This window comes from Lysinibacillus sp. G4S2 (assembly GCF_030348505.1).
Lineage (GTDB): Bacteria > Bacillota > Bacilli > Bacillales_A > Planococcaceae > Lysinibacillus.
In genome coordinates this window covers 606,653-622,445 of the sequence record NZ_JAUCFJ010000002.1, presented here as the reverse complement: position 1 = coordinate 622,445, position 15,793 = coordinate 606,653, and the positions used below count along the sequence as shown (strand labels likewise).

Annotated in this window: 14 protein-coding genes and 1 pseudogene; 5 read left to right on the top strand and 10 right to left on the bottom strand. The window is 38.4% G+C overall.

What is annotated here, in order from left to right:
• Window positions 1–17 precede the first annotated feature (17 nt).
• Together QUF91_RS03375 and QUF91_RS03370 are read right to left on the bottom strand one after the other, a co-directional pair.
• On the bottom strand, window positions 18–5,444 hold the full coding sequence (locus tag QUF91_RS03375) for a collagen binding domain-containing protein (RefSeq protein WP_289416845.1): 5,427 nt from the start codon (window positions 5,442–5,444) through the stop codon (window positions 18–20).
• Between the two features lie 501 nt (window positions 5,445–5,945).
• Window positions 5,946–7,259: an HD domain-containing protein gene (locus QUF91_RS03370; protein ID WP_289416844.1), complete on the bottom strand. Its 1,314-nt coding sequence runs from the start codon at window positions 7,257–7,259 to the stop codon at window positions 5,946–5,948.
• A 238-nt stretch (window positions 7,260–7,497) separates the two neighbouring features.
• Between QUF91_RS03370 and QUF91_RS03365 the strand changes: the two genes are divergently transcribed.
• Window positions 7,498–8,289 (top strand): hypothetical protein, encoded by a 792-nt coding sequence (locus tag QUF91_RS03365; RefSeq protein ID WP_289416843.1) that lies wholly within the window; start codon window positions 7,498–7,500, stop codon window positions 8,287–8,289.
• A 46-nt stretch (window positions 8,290–8,335) separates the two neighbouring features.
• Here the strand turns inward: QUF91_RS03365 and QUF91_RS03360 are convergent, their stop codons facing one another.
• Entirely contained in the window at window positions 8,336–8,560 is a 225-nt protein-coding gene (locus QUF91_RS03360) for a YuzB family protein (RefSeq protein ID WP_049667962.1), read from the bottom strand.
• A gap of 422 nt (window positions 8,561–8,982) precedes the next feature.
• Here QUF91_RS03360 and QUF91_RS03355 point away from each other — a divergent pair, with 422 nt between their 5' ends.
• Window positions 8,983–9,630 carry an RsfA family transcriptional regulator gene (locus QUF91_RS03355; RefSeq protein ID WP_285398947.1) on the top strand — a complete coding sequence of 216 codons (648 nt, stop codon included), beginning with the start codon at window positions 8,983–8,985 and terminating at the stop codon, window positions 9,628–9,630.
• Between the two features lie 33 nt (window positions 9,631–9,663).
• Here the strand turns inward: QUF91_RS03355 and lipL are convergent, their stop codons facing one another.
• Window positions 9,664–10,497, bottom strand: a complete 834-nt coding sequence (gene lipL, locus QUF91_RS03350) for an octanoyl-[GcvH]:protein N-octanoyltransferase (RefSeq protein ID WP_285398946.1) — start codon at window positions 10,495–10,497, stop codon at window positions 9,664–9,666.
• 157 nt (window positions 10,498–10,654) lie between these two features.
• Between lipL and hemQ the strand changes: the two genes are divergently transcribed.
• Window positions 10,655–11,404, top strand: a complete 750-nt coding sequence (gene hemQ / locus QUF91_RS03345; protein WP_285398945.1) for a hydrogen peroxide-dependent heme synthase — start codon at window positions 10,655–10,657, stop codon at window positions 11,402–11,404.
• Between the two features lie 56 nt (window positions 11,405–11,460).
• Here hemQ and QUF91_RS03340 read toward each other — a convergent pair whose 3' ends face one another.
• Window positions 11,461–11,643, bottom strand: coding sequence for a hypothetical protein (locus QUF91_RS03340; protein WP_285398944.1), 183 nt, complete (start codon window positions 11,641–11,643; stop codon window positions 11,461–11,463).
• Between the two features lie 171 nt (window positions 11,644–11,814).
• A complete protein-coding gene (locus QUF91_RS03335) occupies window positions 11,815–11,985 on the bottom strand; it encodes a hypothetical protein (RefSeq protein ID WP_289416842.1) in 171 nt (56 codons plus the stop codon).
• A 558-nt stretch (window positions 11,986–12,543) separates the two neighbouring features.
• On the opposite strand from QUF91_RS03335, the pseudogene QUF91_RS03330 reads away from it, so the two are divergent.
• Both QUF91_RS03330 and gerQ read left to right on the top strand, forming a co-directional pair.
• A pseudogene (locus QUF91_RS03330) lies at window positions 12,544–12,858 on the top strand (cell wall hydrolase).
• Between the two features lie 21 nt (window positions 12,859–12,879).
• The gene (gene gerQ, locus QUF91_RS03325; protein WP_285398943.1) at window positions 12,880–13,215 is read left to right on the top strand and encodes a spore coat protein GerQ; all 336 of its coding nucleotides are present in this window, start codon (window positions 12,880–12,882) and stop codon (window positions 13,213–13,215) included.
• A 104-nt stretch (window positions 13,216–13,319) separates the two neighbouring features.
• On the opposite strand, the gene QUF91_RS03320 is transcribed toward gerQ, so the two are convergent.
• The 4 genes from QUF91_RS03320 to QUF91_RS03305 form a co-directional block, all read right to left on the bottom strand.
• Window positions 13,320–14,498 (bottom strand): M20 family metallopeptidase, encoded by a 1,179-nt coding sequence (locus tag QUF91_RS03320; RefSeq protein WP_289416841.1) that lies wholly within the window; start codon window positions 14,496–14,498, stop codon window positions 13,320–13,322.
• Between the two features lie 205 nt (window positions 14,499–14,703).
• Window positions 14,704–15,084 carry a DUF423 domain-containing protein gene (locus QUF91_RS03315; protein WP_285398990.1) on the bottom strand — a complete coding sequence of 127 codons (381 nt, stop codon included), beginning with the start codon at window positions 15,082–15,084 and terminating at the stop codon, window positions 14,704–14,706.
• Window positions 15,085–15,312: 228 nt separating this feature from the next.
• Window positions 15,313–15,579: a YwdI family protein gene (locus tag QUF91_RS03310; RefSeq protein WP_289416840.1), complete on the bottom strand. Its 267-nt coding sequence runs from the start codon at window positions 15,577–15,579 to the stop codon at window positions 15,313–15,315.
• The gene (locus QUF91_RS03305; protein WP_068985233.1) at window positions 15,576–15,755 is read right to left on the bottom strand and encodes a uracil-DNA glycosylase; all 180 of its coding nucleotides are present in this window, start codon (window positions 15,753–15,755) and stop codon (window positions 15,576–15,578) included. Before QUF91_RS03305 ends, QUF91_RS03310 begins: the two co-directional genes overlap by 4 nt.
• Between the last annotated feature and the right edge of the window lie 38 nt (window positions 15,756–15,793).

Here is a 15,793-nt window from a genome sequence, read left to right as displayed (position 1 = left end):
TCCTACTCGATTAAATATTATTTCACTTCTGTTTTGCGACGACGCAATAAGAACAATGCTCCTAGAACGAGAGCTACACCAACTAGTGTAAGAGCTGTTTGATTTGCTCCATTTGTTTGTGGCAGTTTGCCTTCTGCCTTTAATTGAGCTTCCATTTTTTCAGCATCTGCTTTGATTTTGTCAATATCAAGAGATCTTGCTACTTCTGCCTGTTCCTTTTTAGATAAATTATCGTATTTATTAAGGAAATCCTTATACGAATCTAGTGTGTCTTTATTCGCTGTAGAAGGATTGTATGGCGGTAAGTTTTTACCTTGATCAATGACATCTGTTACAGATGGTTTTCCAGGGTTTGATGGATTTTTTGTATCTGTTGCTGAGTTACCTGGATTTTTTGGATCAACTGGCTTCTCTGACTCTGTTGTTGGTTTTTCTGGATCAACCGGCTTCTCCGGATCTGGATTTGGTTTGTTTGGATCAACCGGTTTCCCTGGATCTGGGTTCGGTTTGTTTGGATCAACTGGTTTCTCCGGATCTGGGTTCGGTTTGTTTGGATCAACCGGTTTCCCTGGATCTGGGTTCGGTTTGTTTGGATCAACTGGTTTCCCTGGATCTGGGTTCGGTTTGTTTGGATCAACTGGTTTCCCTGGATCTGGATTTGGCTTGTTTGGATCAACTGGTTTTTCTGGGTCAGGAGTCCAGCCACCGCCGCCTCCACCGCCGCCATTGCTACCGCCTCCACCTGTTGATGAAGGTTTTACGATAGCAGAACATGTATCTTTTACTGTGAATGAGCCGATTAAACGACTTCCTTCATACACATAGTACGTACCTTGCTTAATAGCTTTGTCTGGTAAAACAATTGTTCCCATAACACTTGTTGTTAGAATTTCATTACCATCCGCACCTTTAATTACATTACCTTTTGCATCTTTCACTGTTATTTTAGCATTTGCAAGAGGCGTTCCAAACTCAGTTTGTACAGTTAATGTAAACGCAGGACATGCAGGCGCTGCTGATATTTCTGCTTCACATTTAACTGAATATTGAACCGTTATTTGACCAATGTATAGATCACCTTGATATACATCGTACACACCTGAAGGAATGTTTTCAGATGGAATAGTAATCTGACCTAATTCATTTGTTGTTTTGTTTGTAGCAATAATTGCGCCTGTTTTATCTTTGATAGTGATGTTGTCAACATTAGGGCGCACTTTGCCATTTTCATCTTTTACCGTTAGTGTAAATTGTGGACATGCTGGGATTGGTTGAACTGTTGCTTCACAGTCTGTATTTACTGTAAACTTCCCAATTTCATTTGCTCCATCATAAACCACATATTTTCCTGGTTCTAGATTTTTAATTTTTACTTTCCCTTCACTATCAGTTGGGGCGATTGTTTGTTTAATAATTTCATTTGTATCTTCATTTTTGATTGTAACGGTTACACCTTCACGTGGTTTTCCATCAACATCTTTTACAGTTAATGTAAACGAAGGGCAAGAAGGTGCTTGTTGTACTTCAATTTCACAGCCTTTTTTATAACTTATATTCACTTCACTTAGGAATTGTTTTCCTTCGTAAAGATCATACTTACCTGCTGGAGGGTTTGAAGGAACAATCAACTTACCATTCTCATCAGTTTTTGACGAGATAATTACTTTGCCATCCTTATCCTTTAATGTTACTGCAACATGAGGACGTGGATTATTATCTTTGTCTTTTAACGTGATTGTAAATTGCTTACACGCTATAGGCGGCTGCAATTCAGCATGACATTCACCTTTACTGTATTTTACAGTCACAGTTCCAAGTTCTTCAGCACCCTCGAATACTTTATACGATCCTGCTTTAACTGCCTCAGAACCTTCTCGTGGGATGATTACTTTTCCCTCGTTATTTGTTGTACCTGTAAATTTAATGTTGCCCTTATCATCTTGTAATGTAATTTTTTTATTTACAACAAGCTCACCATCAATATCTTTAATTGTTAGTGTGAAGTTAGGACACATAGCTCCAGAAGTAATCTTTTTCACATTTTCCACTTCAGTTACTTTTTCAGGTACTACATTGGAGTCAGTAGTTGCATCTAGTTTTAATAATTGATCATCCATTTTAGCATAATCGTCCGGCGCCTTAACCTCTCTCACATAGTATGTGCCGTAGTTAATGGCGTTAAATTCAAAGTAACCTTTATCACTAGAAGTTGCTTTAGCAATTACATATACATTGCTTCCAATTTTTTTGATTAATTCAAACTCTACGCCAGCAAGTGCCTGTTTGTCACCTGTTGCTGGATTAACGCCAATTTTCTTTAGCTTAAGGTTTCCTTTTGTTAATTGGAAATCCGTATCTGAGCTACTGAAATTAAACTTCCTATCTACTTGTGATCCAGTACCCTGGTTTGCAGCAGAAGAATCATCAAAAGTCATTGTCGCCTTATTGCTAAATTCTTCTTCTGGATTACCTGAACCTGTATTCTGTTTACCTAATCCAAGTGTTTCATATCGCACTTGGTAGCCTTTCTTAGTTAAATCACCAAAGTTTAAAGTAAAGCCACCTGATGCTTTATCGTACTCTACAGTTACGCCGAATTTTGCTGGACTCTCCCATGAACCCTCAGCGGAGATTCCTGTTTCGTTCACCACATATGGTCGTATCTGAATAGAATCTGGTATTAGCATTAAATAACCTGATGGAAAATCTGATACTTTGACATTTTTTAATGTTGAATGCGATTTATTAACGTCTAGTGTCCATATGATTGTTTGTTTACTACTATTTTGTTGAACACTTTTTGATAATAAATTATTCGCTTCATCCACCGTAACTTTCGCTTCTAAAGTATATGTCTTCGAGTCATTTAAAGTTTTAAATGTTGCCGTGTTTGTATACGTGTCACCTTTTAAGCTAGCATCATCTGATTCAATCCCTAAAATATTATTAGAATCTTTTGATTTATACTCGACAAGGTACGCTTGATTATTTGTTGTTGTACTATCTAAATTTTTGAATTTTAACGTATAGCTTTTTTTATCAGGATCAATCGTTAAATCATAATATTTTGGATCTAAAACATAACCTTTAGTACCTTTAGTATCATCATCGCTTGTATCAAGCTTATACTGATAAACTGTAAAGGAATCTTCTACGATTTTATGCCCATCACCCAAATTGTCTGTTAATAGTGCTCCATTAATATCTTTTTTATTAATGTTGACTTTAACATTCCATGTAAATTCTTGCGTTAAATGATTAAAGCCCCCTGATTTACTACCATTATTGACAGTCGTAGTTGCTGGTGTATAGTCTGCTGTTTTAGTTACAGTATAGGTTTTACCACTACTCATCCAATTGGCTGTTGCTGTATTACCGTATCCATTATGAATAACAGAACCATCATCTGCAATTTCATAAGACGTTTTATACGTGATAGTTGCTGTTTCACCTTTTTTAACAGTACCACCTGTTATTTTAAAGCCTTTGCTTAAGTCATTTTCATCTATAAGTGATATCGAATGACCTGTCATTTTGTCTACAGTAATACCATCTTTTCCGCCAACAAGCGTATGTTTACCATTCTTACTACTTGTTTCAAAATTATCGACAATTTCTAAGCCAGTTATATCTTTACCATTTGTAGTATTATTGTCAGCTGACACTGTAATTGTCCAAGTAATTTCTTTTGTATCAAAGTTTACTGAACGAGATTTTGTTAAAATATTTTCGCTAATTGTGTGTGAAGCTGGTCTTTTATACGTGCCCGCTTCTACGATATTTGTTAATGTTGTAGTAGAACCTGTGTAGAAATCTTGATCATAGTTTGCATCATAAGTGATCTTATAAGCTTTTGTTACTGGCTTATCGAATGTAAGCTTGAAGCCATCTGTAATTGCTTCAGAATGGAAACCAGAAGTAATTTTATTAGAACTAATTTCGTTTCCGTTTTCATCCACAGTTACTTCAAATACTTGAATTGAATTTGTGTCAATTTTATGTGCACCTGGAAGTGTATCTGTAATAACAGGGTTATCAACCTTCACTTCATTATAGTTGTACTTTATTTCCCATGAAGATTTGTAGTTATCCCCTGAAGTAAATTTCTTCGCTAGAGCATCACCATACTTAATCGGCTGTGTAGCAACATCAGATGTTTCAGTATCTCTACCATTTGTTAAAGTAACGGTATTATTGAAATTTTTTAGTCCTTCTGGATTAGCTTCAGTTACTTTCGTTTGATAGTTCACTTTATAAGCATATCTTCCATTAAATGAAATATCACTGAAGTTCCCATCTATTAGGTAGTCAGGATCTGCTGTCTCAATTTTATAACCATTTAATCCCATTTCATATTTAGTGACTTGGACAGAACCAGGTACAACTTCATGACTTGCACTATTGTTAACAGTCGTAACATCTGTTAGCGTGGCATCTTTTAAGTTCTTCCCAGCTTTATTAACCCATACTTCCCAATCAATAATGCGTTCACCGTTTTTCGAAGTAGCGCCTTTATTTTCTTTTGAAATCTTTGCATTGCTTGTTGATGGCAAGAAGTTCAATGTAATTGTTTCCTGCCCTGCTAAACCCTGTGGAATAACAAGATCTTGTTCCAAACTGTCGCCTTGCAAATTAAACCCTGATTCAAAAGAAGCAATAAGCTTTGCTTCGCTACCCAATAAGTTTGGATCAGTAACCGTTTCATCTAATTTAACTGTAACTGTTTGACCACTAGTTGAATAAGAATAAGCAGGATTATTTAGACCCGCTTTCTTACTTCCAGTAAAGTTATTTTCGAAGTCAATAATGGATGCTGGTAAATCGAATGTAAAGAAATCTCCAGCATTATGCGCTTCTTCTAAATTAACTGTAAATGTGAATGTAATATTTGATTTTTGATTTGGTTGGAGTTCCTTATTATAAGAAGATGTAACTTTTTCTCCATTAATCAACATTTCAAAATCTACTGCTGACAAAGGGATTTCTTTTGGATCACGCACAAGCGTTTTTGGATCTTCCGTATTAGGTGGTAACACTTTGTCTTTGTCAGTATCATCTGTTGCTGCTTTATCACCTTCTGTTGATGACTTCTCTCCTTCTGTTGCCCCATCACCATTTTCATTTTTCTCAGTCGAAGTTGAATCATCTGGTTGAACTGGAGTTTGTTCATCCTTTGGAGTTTCTTCTACTGTCCCACCACTATTATCAGTTTCAGTTGGAGGTGTTACAGTATCTTTTACTTCTTCAGTCTTTACTGGTGGTTCAGGTGTTCCAGTATCTGCTGCTGGTTCTTCAGGACTTGTTGTACCAGTGGTTTCAGGCGTTTCAGTTACACCAGTATTAGGAACCACTTCACTCGCAAACACTGAAATCGGTGATAGTACGGTTTGGAATACGAGTAGCAATAAGATCATTGCTATGTTTAATTGTTTAAGCTTTTTCATGTTTCTCTCCTTTTCTAAGTTCAGAGAGATACCTGTTGGTGTTTGCTGACGACGTTGCATCCTTTCGTAACGTTGGAAAGGTATGCCACAAACAATAGGTTGCTCCCTCTTTCCTTCAATTCACTTGTCGCCATAACTGAATACATTCTTATAAGTACTTCACGGCATAGGTAATCATGATGACTTATGAATGTGTGATATACAAATTTATATGTATCCATGCTACTTTTGTGACGCCTTTAATAATTGACCTCACCCCCTTTAGGGTTTTAGCCTCATTATAATAAAGACCACTGAACAAATTCTAAACAATTCTGGACTTTTTATTTACATAATTCAAAAAGTTTCTATATATTTTCCATTCCATTTATCTTTATACAGCAAAAAAACAGTAAAAGATTACTCTCATTGAGTACTTTTACTGTTTTTTCATTATCAATATGTTGTTATCCTATTAAATTGCTCTCATGCAACATACATGATTTATACATTAAAAACTTTTTAATTTTTTCTCTGTTCTCGTAGTAAAGTTAATATTTGTGCTTTCACAGCGGAATGGGTACTGTTGTCCTCTAAGAAATCAAGCGGGAAATATATTTTATGATCTCGCTTCATGCGGCCAGAAATGGAATCCACAATAATAGATTCACGAGATAGTTCTCGTAGTTCTCCATTTTTCATTTCTAAGAAAATAGGAACGCGCACTTCTTCCTCTCCTGGTCGATAAAAATCATAAGGTAAATCTGCCGTCGTATCATGAACAAGATAATATTCTGGATTTAAATCAGCTTGTTTGAAGAGCTCTTGTAGTTTTTGATATTTAACTAGCTCGACACCTGGATCTAAATCGATGTACTGAAATAGCTTTCGGTTAACAAAGCGGCGGCTTAAGTCACTTAATATAGCATCTTCCTCTTGCATCCACAGTTGAAAATATGTAAAAAGAATACTTTCATCCAATGCAAGATAGTCCTCAAGCTCTATGGAGTTGCGGAAAAATGCTAAAAAGTGTGTAGGCTCGTGCTTAAACTTGTAGCCTGCCAAGCTTAATTGCTTAGCGCGTTTTAAAATATTATTTAAAACAACCTCTGCACTGCGAGACACTGGGTGGAAATAAATTTGTAAGTACATTTGATAGCGGCTCATAATATAATCCTCTACCGCATGCATGCCTGTCGCCTTAATAACGACCTGGTTTTTTCGTGGGCGCATCACTCTTAAAATCCGTTCCATATCAAAATGACCATAGCTTACACCAGTGAAATAAGCATCGCGCTGTAGGTAGTCCATACGATCAGCATCGATTTGGCTCGATATTAAACTGACGACCTGCTTATTCGGATATGTTTTTTCAATTACCTGCGATACTTTCTCAGGAAAATCAGCCGATACTTTTTTTAATACTGCATTCACTTCTGTATCGCCGAGCAAAATTTGTCTTGTATAATATTCATGATCAAGTTCAAAGACATTTTCAAAAGCATGTGAGAATGGTCCGTGCCCTAAATCGTGTAAAAGGGCTGCACAAAGCACAAGTAGTCGTTCATCTTCATCCCATTCAGGACGCCCTTCAAAAATATCATCTACTATGCGACGTACAATTTCGTAAACGCCAAGTGAGTGACTAAAGCGGCTATGCTCTGCTCCATGGAATACTAAGAACGTTGTACCTAGTTGGCGAATTCGACGTAATCGCTGAAATTCTTTCGTACCAACTAAATCCCAAATTACTTGATCCCGTACATGCACATAACGATGCACTGGGTCCTTGAATACTTTTTCCTCTTGCAATTTAGCTTTTGCATAATGTGTCAATTGTACAGCACCCCCGTTTCCTATTTATACTATTATATGCGATAAATATAGGACTAGCATACATATTTCACTTTAATTATAGAGACTATCAACCTAACTCACTGTATTCTCGTCTTAATTTAGGTTTCTATTGACCTAATTTCCAGGTTCCACCTCAAAATGTGGGGGTTTTCCGTTCAGACTGGGCGCTTATCTGGTGTACGATGAGTCGCTTCGCTTGTGCTGCAGGGTCTCATCTGTGACGCTAATCCACTCGCTTTCACTGCAATCAGCTTCCATGGTATACGTTTTAATAAATATCGTTTCTACTTTTGGCGATGAGCAAGGTTCAACATCAAATATCGGAGCGAGGCGCAACGTGAACCTTCCCGCCACTTTGTTGGCTATCCGTCGTTTTGGCTCTTCTTTCCGTCACTCGGCTTCTTTCATCCGTCGTTTCGTTGGCTCTATCCGTCGTTCGGACTCTTCTTTCCGTCACCTCTTTGGCTATCCGTCGTTTTGGCTCTTCTTTCCGTCGCTCGGCTTCTTTCATCCGTCGTTTCGTTGGCTCTATCCGTCGCTTCGGCTCTTCTTTCCGTCACTTCGATGGCTATCCGTCGCTTTGGCTCTTCTTTCCGTCGCTCGGCTTCTTTCATCCGTCGTTTCGTTGGGTCTATCCTTCGTTCGGACTCTTCTTTCCGTCACTTCGATGGTTTTATCCGTCGCTTCGGCTCTTCTTTCCGTCACCTCGATGGCTATCCGTCGTTTTGGCTCTTCTTTCCGTCGCTCGGCTTCTTTCATCCGTCGTTTCGATGGTTTTATCCGTCGCTTCGGCTCTTCTTTCCGTCACCTCTTTGGCTATCCGTCGTTTTGGCTCTTCTTTCCGTCACCTCGATGGCTATCCGTCGCTTTGGCCCTTCTTTCCGTCACTTCAATGGTTTTATCCGTCGCTTTGACTCTTCTATCCGTCACTTCAATGGTTTTATCCGTCACTTTGACTCTTCTATCCGTCACTTCGACTCTTCTTTACATCAATATTAAAGATTCATAAGAAAACAAAAACTATCTTCAACTAGTGAAGATAGCGCTTGTTTTACTTATTTCTTTAACTTTGCTAAAACCTTTTCCATTAGTTCTTCTTCCGTTAGTGCAGCAACAGGGCGACTATTTACGAAGGTAAATGTTTTTTTACGTCCTGGGCCACAGTAAGAATGACAGCCAATTTCGATGGTTGCATCAGGATCGATTTCCTTTAATTTTGGAATTAACGTTTTTAAGTTAACGGCCTGACATTCATCGCAAACTTTAAATTCGTTTGCCATTTTGTCAACAACCCTTTCTATATAGTATTTTTGTAACTTCTTTTAGCATCCGCTGAAAGAAGTTACAACCTCCGGCGGATGTCACGGAATCAGAATGGAGTTCTTAGGGGATGTTAGCCTAAAATCATCGCATCCATGCGATAACGGCTAACTGACCTGCATCGTGCAGGCCTAAGCACAAAGCCGATTCCGGACGCAATTATGCCGAGGCCATAATTGATTCAAAAAACCGCTTCTATTGAACGTATGAACTTCACATATTTAAGTATGTAGCATACGTACAAACCTACATCGGGTATTGTATCGCACTTTTCACCTTGTATTCAAGCATAATTCCTTCCACATGGATGAATAAAAGGTTAAAAGATTGGTCATGCTAGTTGTAAATAAAAAGTTCCAAATAAAGGTGGGAGGATTTTAACATGAGTAAAGTAAGACAAGATGCTTGGTTAGATGAAAATGATGAATTATTAGCAGAGGCGGTTATTCGCCATGTAACGGAAGGAAGTACACAGTTAAATGCCTTTGAAGAAGCTGGCGATGCTTTGAATCGTACTGCTGCTGCATGTGGTTTCCGTTGGAATGCTGTTGTTCGTAAGGAGTATGAGGAGCAACTAGCAGAAGCGAAAAAGGAAAGAAAAGAGAGAATGCGAGTGTTGGGTGCTCCAGCAAGACGCCGTGCTTCTAGTATGTTTACAGTCAATAGTAGTGCCGCAGAGGGTAAATCAATTCCTCTATCTGCATTATCTCTTGATATTGTCATAGCCTATTTACTACGTTTACAGCACTCTGGTGAAATAGGTAATGAGTCTTCAAAATGGAGACAGCTAGTGCATGTAACATCTGAGAAAAATAAAAAGCTAGAGAAGACAATTACACAGCTAGAAGAGGAAAACAGAGCTATTCGAAAAGATTACGAGCAATTTGTTCAAATTATGAACCGTGCTAGACGACTAGTAACACTAGATGAAGAGGAAGAACGAATTGCACCTGTTTTTAAAATGGAGAAAAACGGAAATCTTGTTGTAAGTAGCCCTTACCCTCAAGAAAATGGCGATGCGCTTAGTTAGCAGCATCGCTTTTTCTTTTGTCGTTGCCATCTATCACTTTGGTTCGAGCATTTTCTTATTACGTTCTAAAACACGTTGTAAATAGAATGCATATAACGTCAGTTCTTCATCACCAAAAGACTCAAAACGAATTTCTTCGGCCAGATTGTGAAGAAGTTGCTGTAAACGAATAACAACACCTTCCACTGTTAATGATGCATCAATAAGTTCGGATAGTGACGCCATCACATCAGGGACAATGTTAGGGTATGTGAATTTGGTTTCCTCTCCTCTTAGACTTTCTTCATAAAAGTCGCGAATGAGTGCAGCTCGTTCTGAACCGCTTCCTTCAATACATAAATATATTTGCACTGCTACTCCTTGGCGTAAGCGTCTCTGAGAAATACCAGCAAATTTCTTTCCTTCAATACTCAAATCATAGGAGCCCGGACAATAGGAACCTACAATTTCATAGGCTTCAATTTGATCCGCTACTTCAGGGAATAATCCTTTTACTAGGGCTACCATTACATCATAGCCATCATTAATGCTTAGCGTTTCCGTTTGTTCAGATAAAACAACGGAAATATTCAGTACCCCTTCATCAAGGACAACTGCTAATCCGCCTGAATTGCGTACTATAGGATGATAACCACGTGTCTTAAGCAAGTCCATACCGTGCTGCACATATGGTAAACGGTGATCCTGAATACCGAGCACAACAGATGCATCATGTACCCATGTACGAATAGTTGGCGGAGAGGCTAATTGCCCAACTAGCTGACATAAAGTATCGTCTGTTGCAAAGGATTCAAGTGGCGATCTTTGCTTTGCGCTAATGGATTGATCGTAAAAACGCCAAATCGGCTGTTGTAATATACTTTTCATGATTGGTGCTCCTCTATTTACATCTCTTCTCTTTAGAATACATTATCTATGGAAGGTGTCAAATTCGTGAAATGCAATCATGAACTTAGGGATTTTGTACAAACTATGATAAACTAAAATTCGAATAGTATTCACTTATAAAGGAGTGTTTTAAATAATGAATGAAGCAGCAATTACTTTAGATGGTTGGTACGCTTTGCATGATTTCCGCTCAATCGACTGGGCTTCATGGAAACTAGTTTCTGCTGAAGAACGTCAAGCAGCAGTAGAAGAATTCATTGCTTATTTAGAAAAATTAAACGAGGCTGATATCGCTAAAACTGGTGCTCATGCATTTTATGCAATCGTTGGTCAAAAAGCTGACTTTATGATTATGACATTACGTGAAACAATGGATGAGCTACAAGAGCTTGAAGCTGACTTCAATAAATTAGCGATTGCTGATTTTACAATTCCTACATATTCATATGTATCTGTTGTAGAGCTTTCTAACTATTTAGCAGGCGATTCAGACGAAGATCCATACCAAAATCCACATGTGCGTGCTCGTCTATATCCTGAACTTCCACGTGCTAAGCATGTTTGCTTCTATCCAATGGATAAGCGTCGTCAAGGCAATGATAACTGGTATATGCTTTCAATGGATGACCGCAAATCTCTAATGCGTTCTCACGGTATGATTGGTCGTGGCTATGCTGGTAAAGTTAAACAAATTATTACTGGTTCTGTTGGCTTCGACGATCACGAATGGGGCGTAACATTATTTGCTGATGACGTATTACAATTCAAAAAATTAGTATATGAAATGCGTTTCGATGAAGTTTCAGCTCGCTACGGTGAGTTTGGTGCATTCTTCGTTGGTAACCTTCTTGATAATGAAAAACTAGCGAAATTCTTAACTGTCTAATCGAAAACGGTTTTAAATATAAAAAATGCGAGTCCATATTAACGGGCTCGCATTTTTTAAAATTCATTTTCTTCGCTGTTCTCTGATTCCAATATTAAAATAATTGTATGAATAAAAAAACCAGTTAGAATCATAAGAAAAACTAAATACCAATTGTATGGTTGCTGATAGTATTCTGCAATACCAACAGCCATAAATGCACTTATGATAATTGCTACAAACGTACCAAAAATATGCATTGTAACACTCCTTTATGAAAACAAAAAATAATTTTCCACATTAGTATGTCACAATTTAATTTCAATATACTTGTAAAACATAATATTTTAGCTATCCAATCACAAAATTTTAACAAAAGAAAAAAAGTGCCACCCACTACGATGACACTTTCTTATAGATTGACTTGTACTTTAAGACTTTTCATCCTTAACTTTCAAAATTAATATAACGGTATTGATGAAAAAACCAACTACGATTATTAATATAAAGAGATACCAATGGAGTGGCTGTCCATAAAAATCCCCTACCAAAAATGCCAGCACAGCGCTCAACAAAATACCTATCCAAACACCAATCTCCATCCCCTATCACCTCACACGTATAACCTGGCCTCTACAGACTACTCGTCATTATTAATATATGCTAAGCAATTTTAAAAGGTGAATTTCTTCGTCGGAGACTTTAGGCCACCGTGATGTTGGTCACTCAGTCGTGTGTTGTTGTTGTTGTTGTTGCTGTCGCTTCGCTTTCGCACAGATAAAACCGTGTTGCTGTCGCTTCGCTTTCGCACAGATAAATTGCCATAGGACGTGGCGTTGTTAGACTGAGTTCCTCTATTTCAGCAGGTGTTTGGACAAAAGGTAACTTAAACCCGCATTCATCTCACCACCTATAGAAGTGGGAGACTTCTGCACCTGTCGCTTCGCTTTCGGTCAAAAGACATCTGTAGCTGACGCTTCGCTTTCGCTACCAAAGACATCTGCTGAAAAAAGTTAAAATTGAACATGTCTACAATACCATCATGCATATACTGTCTGCGAGGAGGAATAAAAATCGCCGTTATAAAGACGAATGATGCACAAACAGCCCTGCTCGCGAAGCTTATGCGCGCTTAGGCAGAAGGCGATGAAGACTTAAGTATGCTGAAGGTCGGCACTGTTGGTGTCAATCGTGTACGAGTAGATTATTTAGAGTCTGGTGATGATTAAATGGTTTATCAGCGTCAAAGGAGGCTTTGAAGCGACAACAAAAAGTTACTTTTATCAACGAGAACGTGATCAAGACATTAGATTAGCAGAGTTATTCAAGGCGAAAGATTTCACCCAGCAACTCATTCGCTATGTTTTTTCAGAACTTAGGGAGATTGTCCTGCACAATGGTAGGGTCATTGGAACTCAGGCAGATACAAATCGCATTTTTTCTCCCCTAGCGAAGAAGATTGTCTTCAAATCTAAAAGAAAGTAGGTTGATAACTTATGATGCCTTATTATTGGACACCGACAACGCAACAACAAATGACTCCCCCTCCTCCAGCAGCAAATCCAAGCACACTACCTGTACGTGAGCAATCTTATATTGAAAACATTTTACGGTTGAATCGCGGAAAACCCGGTACTTTCCATTTTTCTTTCGAGCACGCCATTGAACAAGGCCAAAACACAAAAATTGTGCGAGGTGTTGTAGAAGCTGCAGGTCGGGATCATGTTATTTTACGTGAACTCAAATCGAATCATCGTTTCCTATTCCCAATGATTTACTTTGATTATGCTGAATATGATGAGGAAATGGCTTATTTTAATCAAAATCCATAGAATCTAAAGTTCACTAAATAAAAATTCATATCGCTTCGCTTTCCGCGAACAAGGAAAAAATCGGCATGTTAGGATAACTCCTAGCATGCCGATTTTTACGTATACTATTGATTTTCTTGTAAATACTGTAATGTTGCTTTCCCTAATGTTTTGGCAGCAATTAACATTGCGCGTTCGTCAAAGTCAAAGCGTGCATGATGATGTGGATATGCCACTTCCCACTCAGGCTTTTTGGCACCAGTGAAGAAAAATGTACCTGGTACATTCTCTAAATAATACGCAAAGTCCTCACCTATCATAAATGGTGAACACGTTATAACATTTTCTACTCCTGGTACATCTGCTGCAAGCTGTGCAATAAATTCTGTTTCTTTCACATGATTATAAACAGGTGGATAGCCTCTAGTATAACGATATTCATAGCTTGCGCCAAAAGCTAGACAAGTGGCATTTAATACTGCCTCAAGCTCTTGCTCCATCTGTTTACGCACCTGCTCCTCAAAAGTACGGACTGTCCCTGATAGTATTACTCGTTCAGCAATTACATTGAAAGGATTAATCGCCTCAAAATGACCAATTGTTAAAACGGCTGATTTTAATGGATCTATGCGTCGAGATACAAGCTGCTGAGCATTGACAACAAACTGTGACGCAAGGGCAACAGCATCAATAGAATGATGTGGCTCCGCACCATGACCACCTTTGCCTTGGATCGTAATTTCCACTTTATCCGCAGCGGCCATAATTGCTCCATCTCTCACCAATATATTCCCAAGTGGCGTTGGTGCCCATAAATGTGTACCGAAAATAACGTCTACCCCTTCTAGACAGCCATCTTCAATCATAGGCTTCGCTCCACCTGGTGCAATTTCTTCCGCATGTTGATGAATAAATACTACATTACCCGCAATATCATCCTTCATTGCATTGAGTGCCTTAGCAAGCCCCAGTAATGTTGCCGTATGACCATCATGTCCACATGCATGCATTTTGCCATCTATTTTTGATTTATAAGGAACATCATTTTCTTCCTGTATCGCTAACGCATCAAAATCAGCTCGCAAGGCTACTGTTTTTCCTGGCTTCCCACCACGTAATGTTGCAACAATACCACGTTCACCTACATGCTCCCGAACCTCATGTCCTAACGCTCGATGAAAAGCAGCTATATACGCAGGTGTTTTCACTTCCTCAAAGGACAACTCTGGATATTCATGTAGATGACGACGAATCGCTACCATTTCTTCGTAGTTATTATCTAGTAAAGTAAAAAGCTTTTCCATGTCACAAAACCTCCCTTTCTCTTTGCCGAACTCATTTGGTAATAATAGTGTACTATAAATCCTTACAAAAAAAATAGGAATTAAAACTATAATCTTATTGAAATTATATTGTCGATAAGGAGGGTAAATTCTCTGAGTGATTTGTAAAAAACAAAAACTCCCTTACACATAATGTAAAGGAGTAACTCTGTAGGAACACTATTTTTTATCGAGCATGTTTCAGGGCAGATACTATAATTAGAATCCATCCAACTAAAAATAGTACTCCACCAATTGGTGTGATTGCACCTAGAATTTTAATGCCGCTGATTGCCAGTACATACAAGCTTCCTGAAAAGAAGACAATACCTAGGTTAAAAAAGATTCCAGCTAAATTTAACTGCTTGACTTCACCTAGTAGTTTGGAGCTCATCAATATACCAATGATAAGTATAGCAGTGGCTTGAAACATCTGGTACTGCACTGCTGTTTCCCAAATCCCGCGACCATAATCGTCTAGAACATCTTTTAAAGCATGTGCACCGAATGCACCTAATGCCACTGCTAAAAAGCCATGGAGTGCACCTGTCACAATAAATTTTTTCATGTCATTTTCCCTACCTTTTATCAATTTCGCCTTGGTGTAATTGTTGCTGTCGCTTCGCTTTCGCACAGAAAACATTTGCAGCTGTCGCTTCGCTTTCGCTACAGATAAACAATGTGTCCGGAGGCTTTATCTTCATTCAGTAGGCGTTGGGACACCTACTGAAAAGGAACCACATCCGCATTCATCCAGCCACCTTCAGAGGTGGGAGTCTTTGCTGAATGAAGATCATTAAAAGTCAAAAATTGAATCGCCATTTGCTCCGTCTTCTTCTTCAATTTTTGCAGTATATAAATTTGATTGCTTCGGCTCTGACACCAGCATTTGTGGCAAGTGTTTCGACTGCACTTTAGAAATGCCTTCAGGTGAGTCTAATACCACATCACATAATGCTCGGATTGCTGTTAATGCTTCACGAATTTGCTGTTCGTTTCCAGCATTTTTGACACCAGATAGTTGTTTTTCAAGTTGTTGAATAACGGCTTGATAAGGAATCATTGCATTCTCCCACTTTCTGCTTTTGGCACAAATTTTAGACAGTCCGTGCCCGAGGATTGTTTAACAACAACGGATGGTATTTGCTTTGTTTTAAAGCCATATGCTACACAGGCCCGTGGAGTTTGTGGGTCCCATGTTACTTTAAAATATTGACATTTGAAACAATTTACCTTCATTGTTGCCCCTCACTTTCTTCTATTATTAACTGTAACAT